The 22,709-nt window shown below is 38.2% G+C and carries 18 protein-coding genes; 13 read left to right on the top strand and 5 right to left on the bottom strand.

Features of this window, described 5'->3' with window-relative positions; genetic code table 11:
- Window positions 1-5 precede the first annotated feature (5 nt).
- A complete protein-coding gene (locus CHU_RS08775; protein WP_011585180.1) occupies window positions 6-2,717 on the top strand; it encodes a LysM peptidoglycan-binding domain-containing protein in 2,712 nt (903 codons plus the stop codon).
- 178 nt (window positions 2,718-2,895) lie between these two features.
- On the opposite strand, the gene CHU_RS08770 is transcribed toward CHU_RS08775, so the two are convergent.
- Entirely contained in the window at window positions 2,896-3,249 is a 354-nt protein-coding gene (locus CHU_RS08770; RefSeq protein ID WP_238379378.1) for a hypothetical protein, read from the bottom strand.
- Window positions 3,250-3,387: 138 nt separating this feature from the next.
- On the opposite strand from CHU_RS08770, the gene CHU_RS08765 reads away from it, so the two are divergent.
- The 12 genes from CHU_RS08765 to CHU_RS08710 all read left to right on the top strand — a co-directional run bounded on the left by CHU_RS08765 (window position 3,388) and on the right by CHU_RS08710 (window position 18,739).
- Window positions 3,388-5,421 carry a BatA domain-containing protein gene (locus tag CHU_RS08765; RefSeq protein ID WP_011585178.1) on the top strand — a complete coding sequence of 678 codons (2,034 nt, stop codon included), beginning with the start codon at window positions 3,388-3,390 and terminating at the stop codon, window positions 5,419-5,421.
- Between the two features lie 4 nt (window positions 5,422-5,425).
- Window positions 5,426-6,691, top strand: coding sequence for a dihydroorotase (locus CHU_RS08760; protein ID WP_011585177.1), 1,266 nt, complete (start codon window positions 5,426-5,428; stop codon window positions 6,689-6,691).
- Window positions 6,691-7,665, top strand: a complete 975-nt coding sequence (locus tag CHU_RS08755) for a glycosyltransferase family 2 protein (protein WP_011585176.1) — start codon at window positions 6,691-6,693, stop codon at window positions 7,663-7,665. Before CHU_RS08760 ends, CHU_RS08755 begins: the two co-directional genes overlap by 1 nt.
- Window positions 7,662-8,696: a glycosyltransferase gene (locus CHU_RS08750; protein ID WP_011585175.1), complete on the top strand. Its 1,035-nt coding sequence runs from the start codon at window positions 7,662-7,664 to the stop codon at window positions 8,694-8,696. Before CHU_RS08755 ends, CHU_RS08750 begins: the two co-directional genes overlap by 4 nt.
- 225 nt (window positions 8,697-8,921) lie before the next feature.
- Complete coding sequence (locus CHU_RS08745; protein WP_011585174.1) at window positions 8,922-9,794, top strand: hypothetical protein; 873 nt, start codon at window positions 8,922-8,924, stop codon at window positions 9,792-9,794.
- Between the two features lie 5 nt (window positions 9,795-9,799).
- On the top strand, window positions 9,800-10,468 hold the full coding sequence (locus CHU_RS08740) for a hypothetical protein (RefSeq protein WP_011585173.1): 669 nt from the start codon (window positions 9,800-9,802) through the stop codon (window positions 10,466-10,468).
- Window positions 10,469-10,478: 10 nt separating this feature from the next.
- Window positions 10,479-11,930, top strand: a complete 1,452-nt coding sequence (locus tag CHU_RS08735) for an LptF/LptG family permease (RefSeq protein WP_011585172.1) — start codon at window positions 10,479-10,481, stop codon at window positions 11,928-11,930.
- Window positions 11,931-12,026: 96 nt separating this feature from the next.
- Window positions 12,027-12,302: a 30S ribosomal protein S15 gene (rpsO, locus tag CHU_RS08730; protein ID WP_011585171.1), complete on the top strand. Its 276-nt coding sequence runs from the start codon at window positions 12,027-12,029 to the stop codon at window positions 12,300-12,302.
- A 111-nt stretch (window positions 12,303-12,413) separates the two neighbouring features.
- Window positions 12,414-14,567, top strand: a complete 2,154-nt coding sequence (pnp, locus tag CHU_RS08725) for a polyribonucleotide nucleotidyltransferase (RefSeq protein WP_011585170.1) — start codon at window positions 12,414-12,416, stop codon at window positions 14,565-14,567.
- 75 nt (window positions 14,568-14,642) lie between these two features.
- Window positions 14,643-15,506 (top strand): sigma-70 family RNA polymerase sigma factor, encoded by an 864-nt coding sequence (locus tag CHU_RS08720; RefSeq protein WP_011585169.1) that lies wholly within the window; start codon window positions 14,643-14,645, stop codon window positions 15,504-15,506.
- A 139-nt stretch (window positions 15,507-15,645) separates the two neighbouring features.
- Window positions 15,646-17,298 carry a T9SS type A sorting domain-containing protein gene (locus CHU_RS08715; protein WP_011585168.1) on the top strand — a complete coding sequence of 551 codons (1,653 nt, stop codon included), beginning with the start codon at window positions 15,646-15,648 and terminating at the stop codon, window positions 17,296-17,298.
- Between the two features lie 193 nt (window positions 17,299-17,491).
- Entirely contained in the window at window positions 17,492-18,739 is a 1,248-nt protein-coding gene (locus tag CHU_RS08710; RefSeq protein WP_011585167.1) for a cation:proton antiporter, read from the top strand.
- A gap of 87 nt (window positions 18,740-18,826) precedes the next feature.
- On the opposite strand, the gene CHU_RS08705 is transcribed toward CHU_RS08710, so the two are convergent.
- From CHU_RS08705 to CHU_RS08690, 4 genes are all read right to left on the bottom strand, one after another.
- A complete protein-coding gene (locus tag CHU_RS08705) occupies window positions 18,827-19,216 on the bottom strand; it encodes a hypothetical protein (RefSeq protein WP_143144044.1) in 390 nt (129 codons plus the stop codon).
- A 147-nt stretch (window positions 19,217-19,363) separates the two neighbouring features.
- Window positions 19,364-21,292: a D-arabinono-1,4-lactone oxidase gene (locus CHU_RS08700; protein WP_011585165.1), complete on the bottom strand. Its 1,929-nt coding sequence runs from the start codon at window positions 21,290-21,292 to the stop codon at window positions 19,364-19,366.
- A gap of 148 nt (window positions 21,293-21,440) precedes the next feature.
- Window positions 21,441-22,328 carry a hypothetical protein gene (locus CHU_RS08695; protein ID WP_011585164.1) on the bottom strand — a complete coding sequence of 296 codons (888 nt, stop codon included), beginning with the start codon at window positions 22,326-22,328 and terminating at the stop codon, window positions 21,441-21,443.
- Window positions 22,321-22,650, bottom strand: a complete 330-nt coding sequence (locus tag CHU_RS08690) for a hypothetical protein (protein ID WP_011585163.1) — start codon at window positions 22,648-22,650, stop codon at window positions 22,321-22,323. The genes CHU_RS08695 and CHU_RS08690 overlap by 8 nt, the downstream gene beginning before the upstream one ends.
- Window positions 22,651-22,709 lie beyond the last annotated feature (59 nt).

Here is a 22,709-nt window from a genome sequence, read left to right as displayed (position 1 = left end):
CCAGTATGAATAAGTTACGTTTAATCATATCGATTTTAATTCTTGTAGTTTTTTCTGCAACGACTTCTTATGCTCAACAAAAAAAGAAGCATATGAGTACGGGTAAAATTCATGCGTCTCAACAAAAAGGCGATGAACATTTCTCCAGATACGAATATTATTTAGCGGCACAGGAATATAAAATTGTTGTAGATGAAGAACCTTCTAATTATTACGCTGTATTTAAATTAGCGGAATCTTACCGCGAATATTTTGATTATGCATCCGCTGAAAAATATTATAAGATTATTATTGCCAAAGATCTTCCTGAATATCCATTAGCCCGTTTCTGGTATGCTATTACGTTACGGGATAATGGGAATTACTCTGGTGCTAAAACTAATTTTCAGCAATTTTTAAATGAATATAAAGAAACATCTTTATCCGCAGAAGAATATAAAGACCGTGCACGTAGTGCGGTAGATGGTCTGGAACTGGCAGAAGCTGAAATGAAATTACCACAGCGTGATTATACCTTTCATTGTTTGCCGGAACCGCTTAATACAAAATATTCAGAATATTCACCGGTTATTGTGGGTGAAACCGATTCGATTGTTGCCTTTACGTCTTCAAGAGAAGGATCTATGGGAAACGTGGCCAATGCTATGTTAGGTGGATCAACAAGTGATAACTACCGCTATGTTTTTGATGGGAAGTCTGCCTGGATTCCGTATGTGCCGGTACCTGATGATAATTTTGCTTTAGCGAATTCTATTTACAATGAAAGTCCCGGGTCATTTACCAAAGATGGTAAAAAGTTTTATTTCACCCGCTGCGATGAAAAATTAGTGATCGGTAAATACGAAGAATATAACTGTGTAATCTATGTAATGAAAAAAGATGCTGCCGGTATGTGGACAGCACCTGTCCGTTTAAATGAAAATATTAATATGAAAGGCCAATGGAATAGCCAGCCTTCTATATCTCCGGATGGGAAAATTTTATTCTTTACTTCTAAAAGACCCGGAGGAATTGGCATGCATGATATCTGGTTTTCAACCTGTACAAAGGATGATAACTGGGGACCGCCTTCAAACCTGGGACAAGGTGTAAATACCATATTCACAGATATGTCGCCGAGATATTATGCCGAAGACCGTTTGCTATACTTTGCTTCGAATGGACATAATGGCTTTGGTGGTCTGGATATTTTTGTAGCGAAAGAATCAGAAAATTTTGAAACATCTACAAACATCGGGATGCCGTTTAATTCACACCGCGATGATTTCTATTTTGTCTTGGGGAACAAATTCGGTTATCTTTCATCAAACAGACAGGGTGGTGTAGGAAACGATGATATTTACCGGTTTAATATCATTCCTAAAGAAGAAGCAGTACTTACCAAAATTAACGCAGATTCTATTCCGGCAACCGTTAAAAGTATTTCAGTTGTAGGTAAGGTAGTTGATGACAAAGGGCACAAAGCATCTAATGTTGAAGTAGCTTTAACAGATGCGAATGATGTTAAATTAAAAGTTACCAAAACCAACGACGAAGGTGTATTCCGGTTTGACAATCTGGCTACAGGGAATTACAGGGTTGTATTGATTGAAAAAGATTCAAAGGTAACGCAAAAGATCTCCTATAAAGTTGATACCATCATTATTCAGTCGTCAACGATTGCAGCTAACCGGAAATTATTTGAGAACATCTATTTTGATTTTAATCAGTCTGATTTACGTCCGGAAGCTAAAAAGACACTGGACGAATTGGCCGCTTATTCAAATAAAAATCCTCAGATACAAATTGAGCTGAATGCTAATACCGATGGGTTGGGAACGGATACATACAATAGGGCTTTATCTGAAAAACGCGGGCAGGCAGCTATTGATTATTTGATTGGCAAGGGCGTGGATCATTCGCGTATTGTTATGAATCCGCTGGGTAAAGAGCGACCGCTTACATCCAACGATAATGAGGTCGGACGACAATTAAACAGACGTGTTGAATTTTATATTCTGGGCGGTCCGAATTATGAAACAAAGAACATGGCTTATGTAGTTGAGCCGAAAGCTACGTTGTATTCCATTGCACAGAAATTCAACATGACGGTTGAAGAAATCCGTGAAATTAATGCACTGTCTTCCGATGACGTGATTCCCTTTACACCTTTACGAGTGAAGCGTAATGTAGGTGATAACGATATCATTGCACAGGTATCAATGACCGAATCAATGACAACAACCGATCAGAAGAAGAACAAAAAGTATTATAATAAACTGGCAGAAAAGAATGCCGGCATAGATGCATCCATGTCGTATAATAATATTGATATTGCTGAGAAGAATGAGATCATTGCATCTAAAAATTCAGAGATTACTAAAAACCTGGCACTGAAAAAAGCACAGCAGGTATCGTTGAAAGAGGGGGAAGACCTATATAAAGTTCAGCCTAAAAACACCTTGTTCTCTATTGGTAAATTGTATAAAATGTCCGTTGATGACATCAAAACATTAAATAATTTTAAATATGATACAATTTATGTAAATCAGCTGATAAAAGTTAAAACAGGTATTTATAAGCCTGCAGCAAATGAGTATTTAGTTAAAGAAGGAGATACCCTTGAAAATATTGCTTACACCCACAACGTAACCGTAGAGCAGATTATGGCACTCAACCCGATTGATGGATATGTATTGCAGCGCAACATGATCTTACGCTTACGCAAAGACGAATAGATGCTGTAGATGGTAAGGGCGAATCGCATTCGCCCTCTTATTACTATTGCATTCACCCTCTTAATTACTATCGCATTCGTCCTGTATATCTGGCGAATGCAATTTGCCCTTACTCTCCAAGACAAAAAAGGGTCAGATTCATATGAATCTGACCCTTTTTTGTCTTGGAGAGTTGAGATTATTTTTTCAATCTCAAAAATACTTTTGTGATAAATCCTGATTTGTCACCTAAACCACCTGTAGTTGAAATAACTTCATATCCTTCACTACTAAGTTTGTTTAATGTTTTAACTAATAAATCACCGTTATCATCCAGGTGGTGATCTTTCATATCGTTTGCATACGGAATGAATTCTGTTTTGCCATTACCGTAGTGTATGTGGAGACCTTTATCTTCATATGCAGGTAATTCATATACATCGATAAGAACATATTCACTTTTGTCTGCCTGATCTTCATTCTTAGCTCCAGTAAAAGCGGAAACACCAATAAACATGGATGCAGCCGAAAGAGCAACGATTGAATACTTCATGTATTTATTCATAAAACACGTTACGTTTAAAGTTTAATTGAGACTTGAAACTACGTATTTAACCTGAATTATTCAAAATTTTTAGTATTTGATTCTTTAAATAGACAAACTCTGATAATTTTTATAGATTTGTCTGTTATGACCTTTCTGAATCCTTTCTTTTTATTTGGCCTGCTAGCTATTGCAATCCCCATCGCTTTGCACTTATTTGATTTGCAGAGACCTAAAAAGATGATTTTTACCAATGTTGCCTTTTTGCGGGAAATCATCCAGCAGCAATCATCTGCCCGCAGACTTAAACACTGGCTCATTTTACTTTCACGTATCTTATTTATTTCATTTTTGGTGTTGGCTTTTGCGCAGCCCATAATCAATGCAACATCAAGTTCAAAAGGAAATCAGGGATCAAATGTACAGGTGTATGTAGATAATTCTTACAGCATGCAGAATGAACTGGAACAGCAGTCTTTGCTGGCGCATGTTTCCGGATTGGCACAACAGGTTCCGAATTCATACAGCGCATCCACCACATACCGGTTATTTACCAATGAATTCTCTGGAAATGACTGGCAATACAATACCCGCGACAGTTATTTTGATAAACTGACGGAGCTGGATTATAACGGACAATCCAGAACATTTGCTGACGTTGCACGCCGCATCCTTTCCTCCAATTCAAAAAATAATGCACACGCACAGGATGTCTTTGTGTTTTCAGATTTTCAAAAAAGCTATTGGAATTCTATGCTTCCCGCTTCATTGGATTCAACCATTCAGTGGCATCTGGTGCCCATTCAAAGTGCAGAAGTACTAAATATTGCCATCGATTCTATCTGGCTGGAAACACCTTTTATTCAGGCTGGAAAACCCAACAAATTACACATGCGCATTAAAGCATACGGCAAAGGCAAACGTGAAACCGTATGCAAGTTATTTATTAACGATATTCAGATCAGCACCACGGGCATTGAAATAACAGGTGGTCAGGAATTAAATACGTCTTTTGATTTTACACTCGATAAAAATTCCAGCTACAAAGGCGTAATCCGTTTTGATGATTCGCCTATCAGCTTTGATAACGCATTTTACTTTACGCTGAACAGCGCACAGGAAATCAATATAACAAACCTGCATCAATCAGGCGGCACATATCTTTCAAAACTATACAGCAATGAGCAGCTGTTTCAATTGCAGTCGTATTCGTATTCTACCATTGATTATTCAAAATTAAATCAATCCGATCTGGTTGTTCTGGAAGAGTACTCCAGTTCAAATAAAGCTATTGTTCAAAATCTGAAACAGGTACTGGCAAAAGGGGGGAATGTTGCGTTATTCCCGCCGCTGAATGAAGACAAAGCTTCATGGGAAGCTTTTCTAAAGGAATTGTCTATTTCAGTAAAACCTACAGCATTAAAGGACTCTGTTGGTAAACAGGCATGGTATCTGAAATTTCCGGATACAGACCAGCCATTCTTCAAAGATGTATTTACGGATAAACGCAAACATCTGGTTGAAATGCCATTCAGTGTTCCGCTGTTTGAAACGGTTTCGCCTGGAACCGTATTGTTACGTTATCAGCAGGGGACTCCTTTTTTAACACAGATTCAGGCGGGTAAAGGAAATGTATTTGTATTCAGCGGTTGTTTAACTGATAAAATGTCGTCTTTTCAGCGCCATTCTATTTTTGTTCCCATCATGTATACCATTGCATTTGATGCCTTACCCAGCTCAAATCAATTGTATTACCGTACAACAGACCAGCAGATAACGGTGAAGTCTAATGTTTCCGGCCTGAATCAGGTTCATGTTGTGAAAGATTCCATCAACTGGCTGCCGATCCAGAATATACGGGATGGAGAGATTGTACTGGACTTGCCGGATGAAATTAAAACCTCAGGGTTTTATGATATTAAAAATACCGATAGTACGTTGGCCGTGCTGGCTATCAATTATGGCCGGGGAGAGTCTGATTGCAATGCGCTTACTACGGAGGCCTTGCAGGAATTTGCTGCAGGCAAGCAATACATTCATATCTTAGATGCTGTAAATCAGAAAGATTTTTCTGATGCACTAAAAAGCTTGCGCGATGGCAAGCCACTATGGAAATATTGCGTTATTTTAGCATTGCTTTTCTTACTGGTTGAGGTTTTATTATTGAGATTTCTGAAATAAATATATGGGGACTATTGTTATACGTTCTGCTGAAATAGTTGATTCGACCTCCGAGTTGAATGGGAAAATCCGTTCCATATTGATTGAAAATGGAATCATAAAAAAAATAAGTGACAAGGAATTGTCTGCCGATACAGTTATTGAAGCTAAAGGAATGAAAGTTTCCCTGGGGTGGATGGATATGCGGGTAACGACAGGCGATCCCGGCCATGAATACAAAGAAGATCTGAACTCTGCTTGCAATGCGGCTATGCAGGGCGGTTTTACGGCCATTGCAGTGTTGCCGAATACAACTCCGCCCATGCAATCAAAAGAATCTGTAGAATATGTAAAAGGGAAGACCCGCGAAAAACTGGTGGATGTTTATCCGATTGCGGCTTTAACCCTGAATAATAAAGGCGAAGAGCTGACGGAGATATTAGATATGAATGCCTCTGGTGCTATTGCCTTTTCAGATGGTGTAAAACCGATCTGGCATTCAGATTTATTGTTACGTGCGTTACTCTACATGCAGCCGATCAATGCACAACTGATTGTACATGCAGAAGACAAATACCTGAGCCACGGCGGACAAATGAATGAAGGGAAAACAAGTACAATGCTGGGCTTGAAAGGAATTCCCAAACTGTCTGAACAGATTATGGTAGATCGTGACCTGTCTATTCTTGAATACACGGGAGGTAAAATTCATTTTGCACATATTTCAAGCCCCAAATCGTTGGAGCTGATAAAAGAAGCTAAGAAAAAAGGATTGAATGTTACGTGTGATATCGCTTCTTATCAGCTGGCGCTGGATGATACGATGCTTTCTTCTTTTGATTCAAATTTAAAAGTAAATCCTCCGCTGCGTTCCAAGCGTGATATTGATGTGTTCTGGAAATACATTAATGACGGAACCGTTGACGTAATTGTTTCAGATCATATTCCGCAGGATACAGAATGCAAGCAACTGGAATTTGACCAGGCAGACTTTGGTATGATTGGTCTGGAAACCATGTTCAGCGTAGTGAATACGTACAACACAAAGATTGAACTGGCAAAGATAATTGAAAAAATCACTGTTGCACCACGTGCAGTTTTAAATATTAACGTGCCTCAGCTTAAGGAAGGTGCTAAAGCAAACCTTACTGTTTTTGATACGGAAAAGGAATGGATACTAAGTGCAGCTGATTTACGTTCTAAGTCGGTAAACACGCCTTTTATTGGTAAGAAAATGAAGGGCAGAGCTGTGGCTGTTATTAATAACAATCAATTGACCTACGTAAGGTAATGAGTAATTTCCCCAAAGATATATCTGTTGTTATCCCGTTGTTTAACGAAGAAGAGTCGTTGCCTGAACTGGAATTATGGCTGAGAGAAGTTATGCTGAAAAATAATTTCAGATACGAACTGATTTTTGTAGATGATGGCAGCACAGATAATTCCTGGGATGTATTGATGAACCTGGCCGCACAGAATTCAAACATTCATGCGATCCGTTTTAACCGAAACTATGGTAAATCTGCCGGGTTGAATGTTGGCTTTAAAGCAGCTAAAGGCGAAGTGGTTATTACCATGGATGCAGATTTACAGGACAGTCCGGATGAGATTCCTGCTCTATATAAAATGATTATTGAAGAGAAATATCATTTGGTATCCGGCTGGAAAAAGAAACGGTTCGACCCGATTTCAAAGACAATTCCTACAAAATTATACAATGCTGCAGCACGTGCCATGTCTGGTATTAAGCTAAATGATTTTAACTGCGGACTGAAAGCATACCATAACCGTGTCATTAAATCGATTGATGTATATGGTGAGATGCATCGCTATATACCTGTAATTGCTAAATGGAACGGTTATAATAAAATTGGTGAAAAAGTTGTAGAACACAGAGCACGTAAATACGGTGTTACTAAGTTTGGTTTGGAGCGTTTCATTTATGGTCCCCTTGATCTGTTGTCCATTTCTTTTGTAAGTAAATACAAAAAAAGACCGATGCATTTCTTTGGCAGCATGGGTATTTTATCATTCCTTGTAGGCTTAGGTAGTACCATCTATTTGATTTCAGATAAACTGTATCATATTTACATATCAAAAAGCGGTATACACAGAGATGTTGTGAACAACACATGGTTCTATCTGGCATTAGTTGCAATCATTATCGGGGTACAATTATTTTTATCCGGTTTTATCGGGGAAATGATGATTCAGCAATCCGATAAAAAGAATGATTATCTGGTATCCGAAGAAATTGGTGCATGAGATTTTATTCCATCATAATACCGGTTTACAACAGACCGGAAGAAATAAAGGAATTACTGGAGAGCCTGACTCTTCAGACCTACAGGAATTTTGAAGTAGTTATTGTTGAAGATGGTTCAGCACAGTCTGCTGAACTCATTGTGAAATCTTTTCAGGACAGGCTTACCATTCAATATTTTTATAAAGAAAATACCGGGCAGGGTTTATCCCGCAATTACGCGTATGCACGCGCGAAAGGCGATTACTTTATTGTTTTTGATAGTGATTGTTTAATTCCGCCGCAATATCTTCAGGCGGTTGAAAATCGTTTGAATACAAATTACCTGGATGCGTTTGGCGGTCCGGATCGTGCCGACGTTTCTTTTACTCCGGTTCAAAAAGCCATTAGTTATTCCATGACTTCGCTGTTCACAACAGGCGGTATTCGTGGGAATAAAAAAGGCGTTGGGGTGTTTCACCCGCGCAGCTTTAACATGGGCATTTCCAGAGAAGTCTGGGAGCGTACGCAAGGTTATATCATTACCCGCATGGGCGAAGATATAGAATTCAGTATCCGCATCATGAGTTATGGCTTCACCGTCGGCTTGATCGAAGAAGCATATGTATTCCATAAACGCCGCACAAATTTCAAGCAATTCTTTAAACAGGTTCATTTTTTTGGCAGAGCCCGTATCAATATATTCCGCTTTGTTCCTTCGGAATTAAAACTGACACATTTCTTTCCCATGTGTTTTGTGTTGTTCTCTTCCATATCTGTATTGCTGGGAATTCTGAATGTACCTATCGGAGCGCTGTTGTGCTTCTTGTTGTATTGCTATACCGGCGCAATCTTTATTGATGCTTCCTTAAAAAACAGCAGTATTAAAATCGGGCTGTTAAGCGTAGCTGCGGCATATACACAGTTATGGGGGTATGGCATTGGTTTTATGAAAGAGGGGATCACAGAACTTTTTTCTCCAACCCGCAAAAAGCTCAAAGAACTGCTGATCCGGAAAAAAGAAGATGCTGCTGCGCACAACGCGATGCATTGAATTACTCATTCTTCCGTAAAAAACATCCGATAAGCTTACTGCACAATAAAATAAGCCACATCGATTGATGTTAATGCTTTTATCGTTAAAATAATTCTATCTGATAAATTTGATAACAGATGTTAACCTGTAACAAGGCGAACATCTGTATTTTTGTGCCTGTATTTTTACAATGTGTTTAGTTTTTTATTCAACCTAACTAGGCGCCCGGCCTGAACTTTTATTATGAGAAACATATGTTGCGCCTGTGCCATACTGGTACAGGTATTGAGTTTTACTGTTACCGCACAAACAGTTTTACAACCCGGAGATGTGGCTGTTATCGGGTATAATTTCAAAGATCCGGATCAGTTTTCGTTTATCTTTTTGCGTGAAGTGGAAGCGGGTACAATTTTGCGCATCACAGACTGTGGATATGATGCAACACTTTCCGCATTCCGTGTTGGCGAAGGTTTGCTTACGTATACTGTTCCTGCCGGTGGATTAAAAGCCGGTTCGGTAGTGACTTATCCGGATGATGCCGGTTTTGTAAGTCAGGGAATCAGCGGTTTTTTTGGTTTAACGGTTGATGGAGATCAGCTGATCTTTTTTCAGGGAACATTTGTTACGCCAGCGTTCATATATGCGTTACATGTAATGACTGAAAGCTGGGCAGAGGCCATTGTCAATAACAATACCACGGCGCTGCCACCCGGCTTAACGGATGGAGTCACGGCACACAGCTTTTCAAAAATTGTAAACAGCAGGCTTAATTGTACCGGAGTAGCCATTGAACCAAGTCTCTTCCTGACTCAGGCTGCAGATGAGACAAGGTGGGAAAGGAGTAATGCAGACCGCGTTTCTCTACCCGACATTACCTGTGATTATTCGCTATTAACGCTCAAACATTCAGCAACTGAAACACTTTTTGATTTCCACAGGAAAATTCTTTCTGACAGTAATTATAAGGAGATTGTAGTTTATACCGCCGATGGAAACCTATATTTTTCAACGCAGAGTCTTGATGACGCATTAAACGCAATTATTAGAGAAAAAATGTATATTTTTAAGGTGTGTTATCCAGATCGGCTGGAAGTAGTAAAAGTAATACGTCATTAACAGATATGTCTAACATTGCGTTGATTGCAGGAGCTTCCGGATTAGTAGGAAATGCATTAATCTCACTTTTACTTGAAGGGGAGCATTATTCAAAAGTCATATCGCTTCAGCGTGGACATGCTTTACTGGAGCATCCAAAGCTCGTTACCATACAAACAGATTTTAATAATCTGCAGCAACTGGATGTTCCTCCGTTAACGGATGTGTTTTGCTGCTTAGGTACAACCATTAAAAAGGCCGGCAGCAAAGAACAGTTTAAACGTGTCGATTTTCAATATCCATTAGATCTTGCTCATCTGGCAATCAAATCCGGAGCTTCACACTTCCTGATCATTACAGCCATGGGAGCGGATGAAAAATCATTCTTCTTTTATAATCAGGTGAAAGGAGAAATTGAAAACCGCTTATCAGCATTAACTACCCTGCCGCGTTTGTCTATTATCCGGCCGTCATTATTACTGGGCCAGAGAAAAGAAAAATGCCTGGGAGAAGGCATCGGATCGTTTTTGGCAACAGTATTGAATCCGCTTATGAAAGGGAGCCTCAAAAAATATCAGGGTATACAGGCAACAGATGTTGCAAAAGCAATGTACCGTATTGCAACCAGCATAGCTGGCAACGGCATTACCGTTTATCCTTCAGATGAATTAAAAAACATATCAACCCCTGTATAAGACTTTCCGGATGAAAATTATTAAGCGTTTAGATTTACTTGTATTAAAAGCCTTCTTCGGACCGTTTATATTGACTGTTTTTGTGGTTACGTTCATTTTTTTAATGCAAACCATTTTAAAGTATATTGATGAACTGGTTGGTAAAGGCTTGAGTTATTTGGACTATGCTGAATTGATGATGTATTTCAGCATGAACATTCTGCCTGTTGCGTTGCCGCTTGCCATCTTATTATCTTCTTTAATGACCTTTGGAAACCTGGGGCAGTTTAATGAGCTGACAGCGATAAAATCTTCCGGTATCTCACTGATCCGCGTTATGGTACCGATTGCGATCTGGGTATTGGGCTGCACGGTTGGCTTATACTTTTTTAATAATTATGTAGTACCTAAGGCGAACTTAAAAGCATTCAGTCTGCTGTACGATCTACGGCAAAAGAAACCTTCCCTGGATCTGAAGCCGGGAGTATTTTATAACGGGATACCGGGTTACAGCATAAAGATTGTTCAGAAATTTGATAATGATTCTTCTATTAAAGGAGTAATTATATACGATCATACACAGAGCCGCGGCAATACCGATGTGATTATTGCCGATTCAGGTTCTATGTATCTTTTTAATCAAAGCCAGTATCTGGCACTCGAACTTTTCAGAGGGAACAGCTACAACGAATTTAAAGGAGAAGGAGGGATGAGTTATATTAACCCCGAAGAGTTTGTGCGAAACTCCTTTGACAAAACAAAGATTGTGTTTAACCTGTCTTCTTTTGATTTGAAAAAAACGAAAGAAGAATTATTTATGGGAAGCAGGCAAATGAAAGGAGTAGATGAACTGGATCACCATATTGATTCAATTCAGAGAATGTTTGTGTCTGTGAATAAAAATTCAAGCGGCATGCTGCAGCCGTTCTATTATTATACAACGGTAAATCCATTGGATTCTACTAAAAATAAGGCTGTTGAGCATGATTCTATAAAGCTTTCAAAGAAAGCGCTTCTGGCTGAAAGTCCGGGTAAGGAAGTGGCGCAGCGGGCGGCTAATCAGGCACGTTCTATAAAATCATACCTGCAGGGAAATGTAGAACGTGATGAACGGTTCATAAAAGAGATTCATGAATTTGAAGTGACCAAATACCAGAAATTTACCCAGGCGGTTGCCTGTTTTGTATTGTTCTTAATCGGTGCACCATTAGGTGCTATTATCAAAAAAGGTGGCTTGGGTATTCCGGTGCTTATTTGTATTATATTTTTCATTTTTTATTATGTATTCAGCATTACAGGTGAAAAATGGACAAAAGAAGGGGTTTATCCGGCTGATTTCGCCATGTGGTTTGGAAACGGCATTCTATTTTGCGTTGGATTATTTTTTATGAGACAGGCAAAAAATGACTCCAGGATACTTGAAACGGACTTTTATCTCATTTTCTTTGATCGCATTAAGAAACTATTGCCAAAGAAGAAATAATTTTTTCCACGGCTATTTGTTTAAAAAATGGATTAATGCTATATTTGCATTGTATAAGAGTGTATAATAGAAAATTACTATAATAAATAAGCTACAATGTATCTTACAAGCGAAATCAAAAAAGAAATCTTCAAGACAAACGGAACAGCCAAAAGTGCAACAGATACAGGTTCTCCAGAGTCACAAATTGCTTTATTCTCTCACCGCATCGCGCATTTAACGGAGCATTTGAAAGTTAACAAAAAAGACTATTCAACGCAGTTAGGTCTGATGAAATTGGTTGGTAAAAGAAGAAGATTGTTAAATTATCTTCAGAAAACTGAAATTTCTCGTTATAGAGCAATTATTGCTCAATTGAATTTGAGAAAATAATCTTAGATTTTAAAAAAAATACTCTAACAGAGGGGATTCCAATCGAATTCCCTCTGTTAGTTTACATACATCCGTATTTATCTTTTTCGATTTAATTTAGAATCATAGAATATGTCTTACCCTGGATTAACAATCATAAATAAAACCATAACCTTACCTGACGGTAGAGAAATTCAAATTGAAACGGGCAAGCTTGCAAAACAGGCAGACGGTTCAGCAGTTGTTAAATTAGGAAACGCAATGATTTTAGCAACGGTTGTTTCTGCTAAAGAAGCTAAACCAGGTGTTGACTTCATGCCTTTGTCTGTAGATTACCAAGAGAAATTTGCTTCTAACGGAAAAATCCCCGGTGGTTTTTTGAAAAGAGAAAGCAGATTATCCGATTATGAAATATTGATTTCCCGCTTAGTGGATCGCGCTATGAGACCTTTATTCCCGGAGGATTTTCATGCAGATACACAGGTTGCTATAACATTGATCTCTGCTGATGCAGATGTTTTGCCGGATGCATTGGCATGCCTTGCTGCACAAGCAGCCATGTCTGTTTCGGATATTCCATTCAATGGTCCGGTTTCTGAAGTTCGTGTAATTTCATTAAACGGAGAATTCATTATCAACCCGAAGCCTGCTCAGATAGAAAAGGCTGAATTGGAACTTATCGTTGCGGCTTCTTATGATAACGTTATCATGGTAGAAGGTGAAATGAGCGAAGTATCTGAAGAGCTAATGCTGAATGCTATTAAGGTAGCACACGATGCAATCCGTACTCAGTGTATCGTATTAAAAGAACTGGAATCTGCTGCAGGTAAAACTGAAAAACGTACTTATAGTCATGAAGTTAATGACTGGGATTTAAAGAAAAAAATTAATGATGCTGTATATCAGCAAGTGTATGAGGTTGCTAAGTTAGGCAATGCAAATAAAAATACACGTGCTGAAGGATTTAAAGCAGTTAAAAAAGCTTATATCGAATCACTTCCGGCAGATCATACAGAAGATTTAACCTTAATTGGTAAATACTACCACGATGTTGAAAAAGATGCTGTCAGAAATCTTATTTTAGATGAACGTAAGCGTTTAGATGGAAGAAGCTTAGAGCAGATCCGTCCGATCTGGTCTGAAGTTGGTTATTTACCATCTGCACACGGTTCTGCAATCTTTACACGTGGTGAAACACAATCATTAACTACTGTTACATTCGGTACCAGACTGGATGAACAAATGATTGACAGCGCTATGTTCTCAGGTAACAACAAATTGATGTTGCACTATAACTTCCCGGGTTTCTCAACCGGTGAAGTGAAACCAAACAGAGGTCCAGGCCGTCGTGAGGTAGGACATGGTAACCTTGCTTACCGTGCCATTAAAAAAGTAATGCCGCCGGAAATTGAAAATCCATATACGATCCGTATCGTTTCTGATATTCTTGAATCAAATGGTTCGTCTTCTATGGCAACTGTTTGTGCAGGTACATTAGCATTAATGGATGCGGGTATTAAAATCAAAGCACCTGTTTCAGGTATTGCAATGGGTTTAATTACCGACACTAAAACAGGTCGTTGGGCAGTATTATCTGATATCTTAGGCGATGAAGATCACTTGGGTGACATGGATTTTAAAGTTACAGGTACTGAAAAAGGTATTACGGCTTGCCAGATGGATATCAAAGTAGATGGTTTATCATACGATATTTTATCTCAAGCATTACAGCAGGCAAATAGAGGCAGATTGCACATCCTCAGCGAGATGAAGAAGACACTCGCTACACCTCGTGAAGATTTAAAACCACATGCGCCACGTATGATCATGATTCAGATTCCAAAAGAACTGATCGGTGCGGTAATCGGGCCAGGCGGTAAAATTATTCAGGAAATTCAGAAGACTTCCGGAGCTACAGTTAACATAGAAGAAAAAGACAACGCGGGTTGGGTTAGTATCTTCTCTAAAGACAAGACAGCTTTGGACAGCGCTTTATCACAAATAAAAGGAATTGTAACATTACCTGAAGTAGGTGAAGTATACGAAGGCAAAGTGAAATCAATCACAGCATTTGGTGCATTCGTTGAGTTCTTGCCAGGAAAAGACGGTTTGTTACACATCTCTGAAATTAAGTGGGAGCGTTTGGATACAATGGAAGGTGTTTTAGAAGTTGGTGAAACGGTTAAAGTAAAATTGGTTGAAGTAGACAAAAAAACAGGTAAGTATCGTTTATCCCGGAAGGTATTGATACCAAAACCTGAGCAGCAGGCTACATCCAATTCATAATTAACAGAGTATTTAACTTAAAAGAAACTATCAGACACTGTTTTTCGTTTAACAGAAGGTGTTTAAAGAAAGCCGATGAGACAGCTAAAGATTAGTAAACAGATAACCAACAGAGAGAGTCAATCTCTGGACAAGTATTTACAGGAAATCGGGAAAGTAGATTTGCTTACCCCGGATGAAGAAGTAGATCTTGCGAAACGTATTCGCGAAGGTGATCAGTTAGCATTAGAAAAATTAACAAAAGCCAACCTGCGTTTCGTCGTTTCGGTTGCAAAACAATACCAAAACCAGGGTTTATCTCTGGGGGATTTAATTAATGAAGGAAACTTAGGTTTGATCAAAGCGGCTCAACGTTTTGACGAAACCCGTGGTTTCAAATTTATCTCTTATGCTGTATGGTGGATCCGTCAGTCAATTCTGCAGGCATTAGCTGAGCAGTCACGTATTGTGCGTTTACCATTGAACAGAGTAGGTTCATTAAACAAGATCTCTAAAACATTCTCTGAACTGGAACAAAAATATGAAAGAGAGCCGTCTCCGGACGAACTTGCTGAAGTATTGGAAGTTTCTACAGCAGAGGTTGTTGATACACTTAAAATTTCAGGTCGTCACGTATCTATGGATGCACCTTTTGTACAAGGTGAAGAAAACAGTTTATTAGATGTACTTGAAAACAGCAGCGAATCAGCTCCTGATTCAAGTTTAATGAATGATTCGTTAAGAAGAGAAGTACAACGTGCTTTATCTACACTAACTCAACGTGAAGCAGATGTAATTTCTCTTTACTTTGGTTTAAATGGCGAACATTCTATGACGCTTGAAGAGATCGGTGAAAAGTTTAATTTAACAAGAGAACGTGTTCGTCAGATCAAAGAAAAAGCAATTCGTCGTTTAAGACATACCTCAAGAAGTAAAGCATTGAAACCTTATTTAGGATAATATCTTTACATTTCTTATACAATAAAAAAACTCCCCGGATTGATTTCGGGGAGTTTTTTTATTTACCGGCCGTCATAAACATTTTTTCGGTATATATAAATAATTAACTCATACCTATATTTATAAAAAAATAGTTGCTATGATGATTAAACGTTTTTTATCCGTATGTCTTTTTGCTTTTTTCTTTCAGATGCCCTCATATGCTCAATTTAATCTAATCAAAGATTTTGATGGTACAGAATTAAGCTCTTTTCACCTTTATTATTCTGGTATTGTATATGCTACAGGAGATAAAGTCATCGTTCAATACGATTCAATAGAGGCTGGTCACTATGTTTCTAAATCGGTTCTGGCTTCCATAAATAAATCCGGAAAACGTGAATTTATAATCTCCGTTACTACAGACATGAATGATCATAGTAGAAATTTTTTCTTCGATTTTAAAACATTAAAAGATGGCAGAGTTGTCTTTGTTGCGGAACAGTCAGCCACATCAGCAAACATTATCATAACGGACGGTACTTCCAGCGGAACTACAACCTTATATACAGGTTCTGAGATGATCCAGGGATTAGAAGTGATGAATGATAACCTGTATTTTACATACGATGGTTTGTCATTTCATTCGTTGAAAAAGATTGACATGACAACCTTGCAGGTTTCTGAGGTTATTGAATTAGGATCATTCCGGAAGATTTCAGGGATTAGCAACGTTTCAAATACAGCAATGATTTTTATTGCCCCGGATGTAACTGAAAATAACAAGGTGAAATTGTATGTTTCAGATGGAACAGCATCCGGCACTAACGTATTGGCAGAACTGCTGGATAGCGGAATAGAAGAGCCACAAAATACTGTAATGACACGGGTTGGAAATAAAGTATATTTTTTTTACAAAAGACCGGGTGAAGATTGCTGCAACGATCTGTGGGTAACGGATGGTACCATTGCCGGAACAAAAAAACTGAAGGAATTTAATACAATATATTATAGTGATTTTGTAAAAGAAAAAAAGGCAATTGGTTTTAATGATAAATTTTATTTTTCCGGAGTTGAAACGGGTACTCGCATATCTACCAACGAAGTGCTTTGGGTAAGTGACGGTACAACGGAAGGAACAATTGCACTAACGGATGCCGATGAAAGTATGAGTCCCCGAAATTTAATGGTATTCAATAATTCCTTATATTTTATAGCATTTGATGGTTCTGTTTATAATAATAAACTTCATAAAACGGACGGAACGGTAGCCGGAACACATGTTGTAGATATAACATACAATACACATATTCTTTCCATTTCTTCTATGGCAGCGGATGCTGATTATATCTATTTAGGTGCAGTTAATGTGAATGCTTCGTTTTGGTCGGCATTATTCCGTTTTAATGGCAGCAAGTTAGACGTTGATATTCTTGACGACGAAAAAATTATTGATGTACCAAAGAACCTGTATGTAAATGGAAGTGATGTATATTTTACAGCCAATGTACATGGAACGGGAGAAGAGTTGTATACAATGGGCGGCGATTTTATTTCAAGTAATGTTACCAGCACGAAATCTGCTGCATTCCATTCATGCACACTATATCCGAATCCTGCATCAAGTCACATAACAGTTAAAACAGCACAGCAAATCAAATCGTTACGACTTATTAATCAATTTGGTAATGTACTTTTGGAAACAAATGAAAATACTATTCCTCTGGAATCTTATTCAGAAGGAATGTACTTCGTAAATATTCAGTTACAAAATGGTGAAACAGCTTTTGAAAAGATCATGATTGTTAAATAACTGTACTGCAAATCTTATATATAAAGAGGTCTTGGTTTATAATCAAGACCTCTTTACGTTATTGATTAAAATGAATGATTTGATCCTGTGTTCAGTGTAATTTTGGAGGTAAAATACATAACATATAATTGAAGATTTATAATTAAAAAAACGTTTAATTAATTAACTTCCATAAGAATATTTAAATTCTGATATGGACATCTTAACTGTTATCACTGTACTTATTATAATCAGCGCATTGTTCTCCTACATCAATGAACGGTTTTTCAAGATGCCCGCCATGATTGGAGTTATGACGATATCTGTAATGGTATCCCTTGCCGTATTGATCATAGGGAAAATCGGAGATGAACGCTTTAATGTGATCACACGGCTTGCGTATAACATTGATTTTTCGAAAGTGCTGTTGGATGTAATGCTTGGTTTTTTGCTTTTTGCAGCTGCACTCCAGCTTGATAATAAGAAACTGAATGTATTAAAACGCCCTGTCTTTATCCTCAGTACGCTGGGTGTATTGGTATCAGCAGGCACATTCGGAGCAATGTTTTATGGATTGTCTTTATTGCTTAATATTCATATCCCTTTAATCTATTGTTTTACTTTTGGGGCTATCATATCACCAACAGACCCGATTGCTGTTGGATCAATTCTAAAAAAAACAAAAATACCGGCACGGCTTGAAACGATCATATCCGGAGAATCACTATTTAATGATGCACTTGGTTTGATTCTTTTTGTAACGCTGCTGGGTGTTGCAAAACAAACCGGTCCGGATATTTCTTTTACTGAAACACTGCAGGTTTTTGTTAAAGAAGTGCTGGGTGGTATTTTGCTTGGACTTACGTTTGGTGTTGTGGGTTATCAGTTAATTAAACCTATCCGTGATTACCAGACAATATTCTTAATATCTGTTGCTGTTGTATTGGGTATTTCATTAGTTGGCAGCAGGCTGCATGCATCTATTCCGTTGGCGGCAGTAGTTGCTGGCTTAATGATCGGTAACGATAAATTCAGTAAAGAACATGAGGGCAGCGAATTTTTTAACAGTATCTGGCATTTGATGGATGAGGTACTCAATACCATTCTGTTTGTTATGATTGGATTGCAACTATTGGTTTTACCTTTCCTGGCAGATTACTGGCTGATCGGTGCGTGCTCTATCATTATTATTTTGTTGGCACGGATGATGAGCGTTACATTAAATGCCTTCTTTGAACTACGCAGGATCAATCTTACAAGTCTTTCTATACTAACCTGGGCAGGCTTGCGGGGAGGGATTTCTATCGCTCTTGCATTGTCGTTGCCGAATTCTGCTTATAAAGAAATTATTTTGAGCTGTTGTTATTGCATCGTCATTTTTTCAGTTCTTGTTCAGGGCTTAACATTAAATAAAGTAGTGAACACAGTTGTAGGACCGAAAGAAGAAAATGAACATTTATAGATAATGCTACGTCGAATATCGAAATAAAAATAAACGCTCTGCAGTTACCTTGCGGAGCGTTTTATTTTTTTGTCTTATCTTAATAAATCAATAGGAGTGAATGTTTGCGCACAACGATGACAATGATTCTTCTGTTATTTTTACAGGTATTTTATTTTCTCCGACAAACAGTTCATTACCACTTGTTTTAAATATAACTGTATATTCTTTATCAGATGAACTGTTATGGACAGATATTTTATATTCCTTCGAAAGATATGAGTAATCCGATAAATCGTTATAAAGCCTGGTCATTTCAAGACGTATATCATCAGAACCGTTTTCTTGAGTAAGGTCCAGATCAAATGGAATCTTATCGGTAGCGTGAGGTTTTTCTTTAAATTCACCACGTTCATTAATCGTTTCATCAATACGGATCATACCAACGCCTTTTTTTATGAAGCCGTATTTAAATGAATGCTGTAATCCTTTATTCATAAATTCTGCTGAACAGGACATTAATATATAAGAAGTTGTTAAAGACATATAATTTATTCAAAAGAAGTTACAATTTCAATATAGTTCATTTAAAGCAGCTATTTGTATTTCTTTTCATATGCTTTTTAATAATACTTTTCGTATGTTTTATTCCAAAAATGCTTCCTGTTGTCCAAGTACAGCAGATATGCCTGTACGGTCTGTAAACGAATTATTAAACACACGTGATTGATTGAATTTTTTATATGCCTGCAACCATACCGGTAATTTGGGATATAGTTTTTCAATCCGGTCAAAGGACAGGCTTTCCAGATGTAATCCCCAGTGTGGTCTTCCATTAAAAGCAATCATTTCTCTTTCAATGCGGCGCTGAAAATTTTCACCTCCTATGAAGCCTTTTAAACTTACAACTTCAATGCTGCATGCTGCCATATTATGCATCATTGAAAGATAGGAATGCGAGTCATCGGTAAACCTTATGGCAATCGGGCTTGGATTGTATTGTCCATATTCTTCTGCCATGCGTACCGATTCATCCAGAATTTTATCTATAGCTTTCAGGTAGGTATCATCCTGCATGGTAAAAGCCATTTCAGAAGCATACCCGAAAAATTTCATTTCAAGCAAACCCTGATTAAGCACATTGTAATACTTATCGGAATATCCTCCGCCTTGTTTGTCACAGTCAACAATACGCTTTAATGAACTGGAAATGGAGCGCGGAATATTGGCAGGTTTTTTATTAAATAAAAATACTGAAATCGAACCAACGAAATACAAGCCGGATGCCAGGGAAGATAAAAAATTCCGTTTTTCTGAAGACGTATTATCCTGCTTTGCCGCGGGTTTAGGTATAATATTCCGCGTGGTTACAATGCAATATCTTTTACCGTTTACTTTATCCAGTTCTCCTTTATCATTTACCGGATACGGGTTTACAGCCAATTCAAAGTGGCGGTTCTTACGAATATAATTTAAACCTAAGGATGCCAATTTCTGGCGTTCTTCTTCCCAAGTACCTGGTATCCGTTCTTCTTTAAGGTAATAAAAATCTACAACTTCAATCACAACAGAAAAGATAACGCCAAAGCAGCCCATAGATACAGTGGATGAATAAAACAAATCATCATCCTGTATCAGTTCAATGCCATGGGTTTGATATTCTTCAGAAGCGGCATATACCGAGGGATCAGTAATGCCATCGGCCGGTTCAAGCCGATACGCTTTTCCATGGCTTCCCACAAGCACCATGGATGCGATCATATCCGGAAACGGTTTTAATCCGATTCCCGATCCATGCGTAGATGTGGACGCAGCGCCCATAAAACCCTGCACGTCTGAGCCGCCCATATTGGCAAATGCAAGACCTTCTTTTTCCAGGATCTGTTTCAGATCTTCCAGCAGTGTACCAGCGCCGGTTTCAAATAAATAGCGCTTCTCCGGAATAACCTGCGTATCTTTGTGAATATAGGAAGTATAGCCATTACGGAATTTTTCTTTGATATAAGGCTGATTTGCACGACGCTGCGGACGAGTCATTTTTTTTGTACTAATCATGAAATCACCTGTTACAGCAATGTCTGATAATGAATGCCCGGAAGCAACACAACGCACACGTAAACCTTTTTCCTCTGCATCTGTTACGATTCCCTGAATTTCCTTTAAGCCTTTGAAATCATAGTCGCCAAGCTGCTGGTATGTTTCAATAACCTTAACATGCGGGCCATTACCCGGAATGTAATATTTAAGCGGTTGAGATTTTTGAGTATTGGCCCAGTTCGTCCAGCTGATCCGTTCATCTGTTTCCGGAATGTAGCGCTGGTATCGTTTTATAAAATCTGCATTATTTATTTCAATGAATTCTCCTTTGGATGCTTTACAAAGAAAAAATTCCATGATCCAACGTACAATGCGTGTTCCGAAAATTTTATTTAATAACGATACCGTCTTTAGCCGTTCGGCATCGGATACTTTTTGTGTAAGCTGAATATCTATTTTATCAATGGTTTCAGGCAGTTTCTTTCTTCTGAAAAGAAGTGTAAACAGTAACTGGAAAATAATTTTGATCGCTAGCATGATTGAAAAGTGTTAATGGAAAAAACAATGAAAAACAAAAAAGTATTACAGGTTAAAAATACAAACAGTTTTCAAAAGAGAAAAATATGTACCTGTTTTTAAAGTAATATTCTTATGCTTACTATATATACATGTTCTTTTGGTACACTCAAAACCCTGTTACCAATAATTTACGGGCAGCTTTTTCACTGCATTTCTGATACGCAGCATAAGCAAGTGCAGCGCGGCTGCAGATCGCTTCATCCGACTCATTATTCACATAACCTGTAAGGGCATCGTGCAGGGTATATGCTTCGGGGCACATCAGCCCGGTTGTCCAGACTAATGGGTTGGCCTGTGTTGCTTTTATCTGAGCAGAAAAATAATTTCTGCTCAGACACGCCAGAATAATACAGTCCCGGGTTTTATAATCAGCGTTTTTAACTGTTTTTTCCAGCTGAAAATCCATTAGTCCATCGTGGCCGATATAGGCTATCAGCCCGGCGTTGCCATGTATTCCGATACGGGTTTTATTTATATGCAGCGTGTCTTTGTATTGGCCGGCACAAGCCGATAAAAAATCCTCAGTACATGTTTTTATATACTTACCGTTGTAGGCATCTGCAACAAGATAATAATTTTTAGACACATGTTTAAAAACCAATCGTTCAAGAAGAATACTATCTTTTTTTTGTGTTTTTACTAATACCCATTCGCTGCTTTTTTTGAAAAACGTTTTAATGCCGTAGGCGCAGCCCCAATATAAATTATTGTAAGGATCTTGTCCATTACCAATCTTTGCGGGCACCGGTACGATACCCTGATACGTATTGTCACATAAGGCAACCAGCACATGAATGGTTTTGGTAAGCGTATCGTAATTGGTTATGTGCGTGAGGCCTTCTGTTTCAGGCGGTATGGAATTTTCTTCACGAACAGGTTGTGAACTGCACTGAATAAAACAGGCAGACAAGAGAACAACCTCCAAGAGCTTTTGAGCAATAAACCAGGAAGCATATCGATTTCCATACCGGTGTTTTTCCAGCGTATTATTCATGTACAGTTATAGGTACGTGAATAACTACGCCGTCTCGCTGCGTTAAATGTATTACACAGGAACGATCCGTTTTCCATTCAAACACTACATTTTTTTTAGAAACTTCATCGGCATAAAATTCCTGATAAATTTTACTTACAGTTCCATTGTGTGTTAATGCTATTTCAATCATCCAGGCATCCAAGGCGCTGGTGCGGCTGGCCGATAATTCAATCTTCATTTTCTTATCTGCCGAATACGTTTCAATAGGGGTAATTGTCTGTTTGGTACAGGAGACCAAACTAACAATAACAAAGAGGAAAATGTAAAATAGTGTTTTCATACTTAGGTTTATTACATAATCCGTACCAATTGAAAAAGATACAGGGACTGAAATGTTTT

This window comes from Cytophaga hutchinsonii ATCC 33406, assembly GCF_000014145.1.
In the GTDB taxonomy this organism is placed as follows: Bacteria; Bacteroidota; Bacteroidia; order Cytophagales; family Cytophagaceae; genus Cytophaga; species Cytophaga hutchinsonii.
This window is presented reverse-complemented; position numbering and strand designations above follow the sequence as displayed.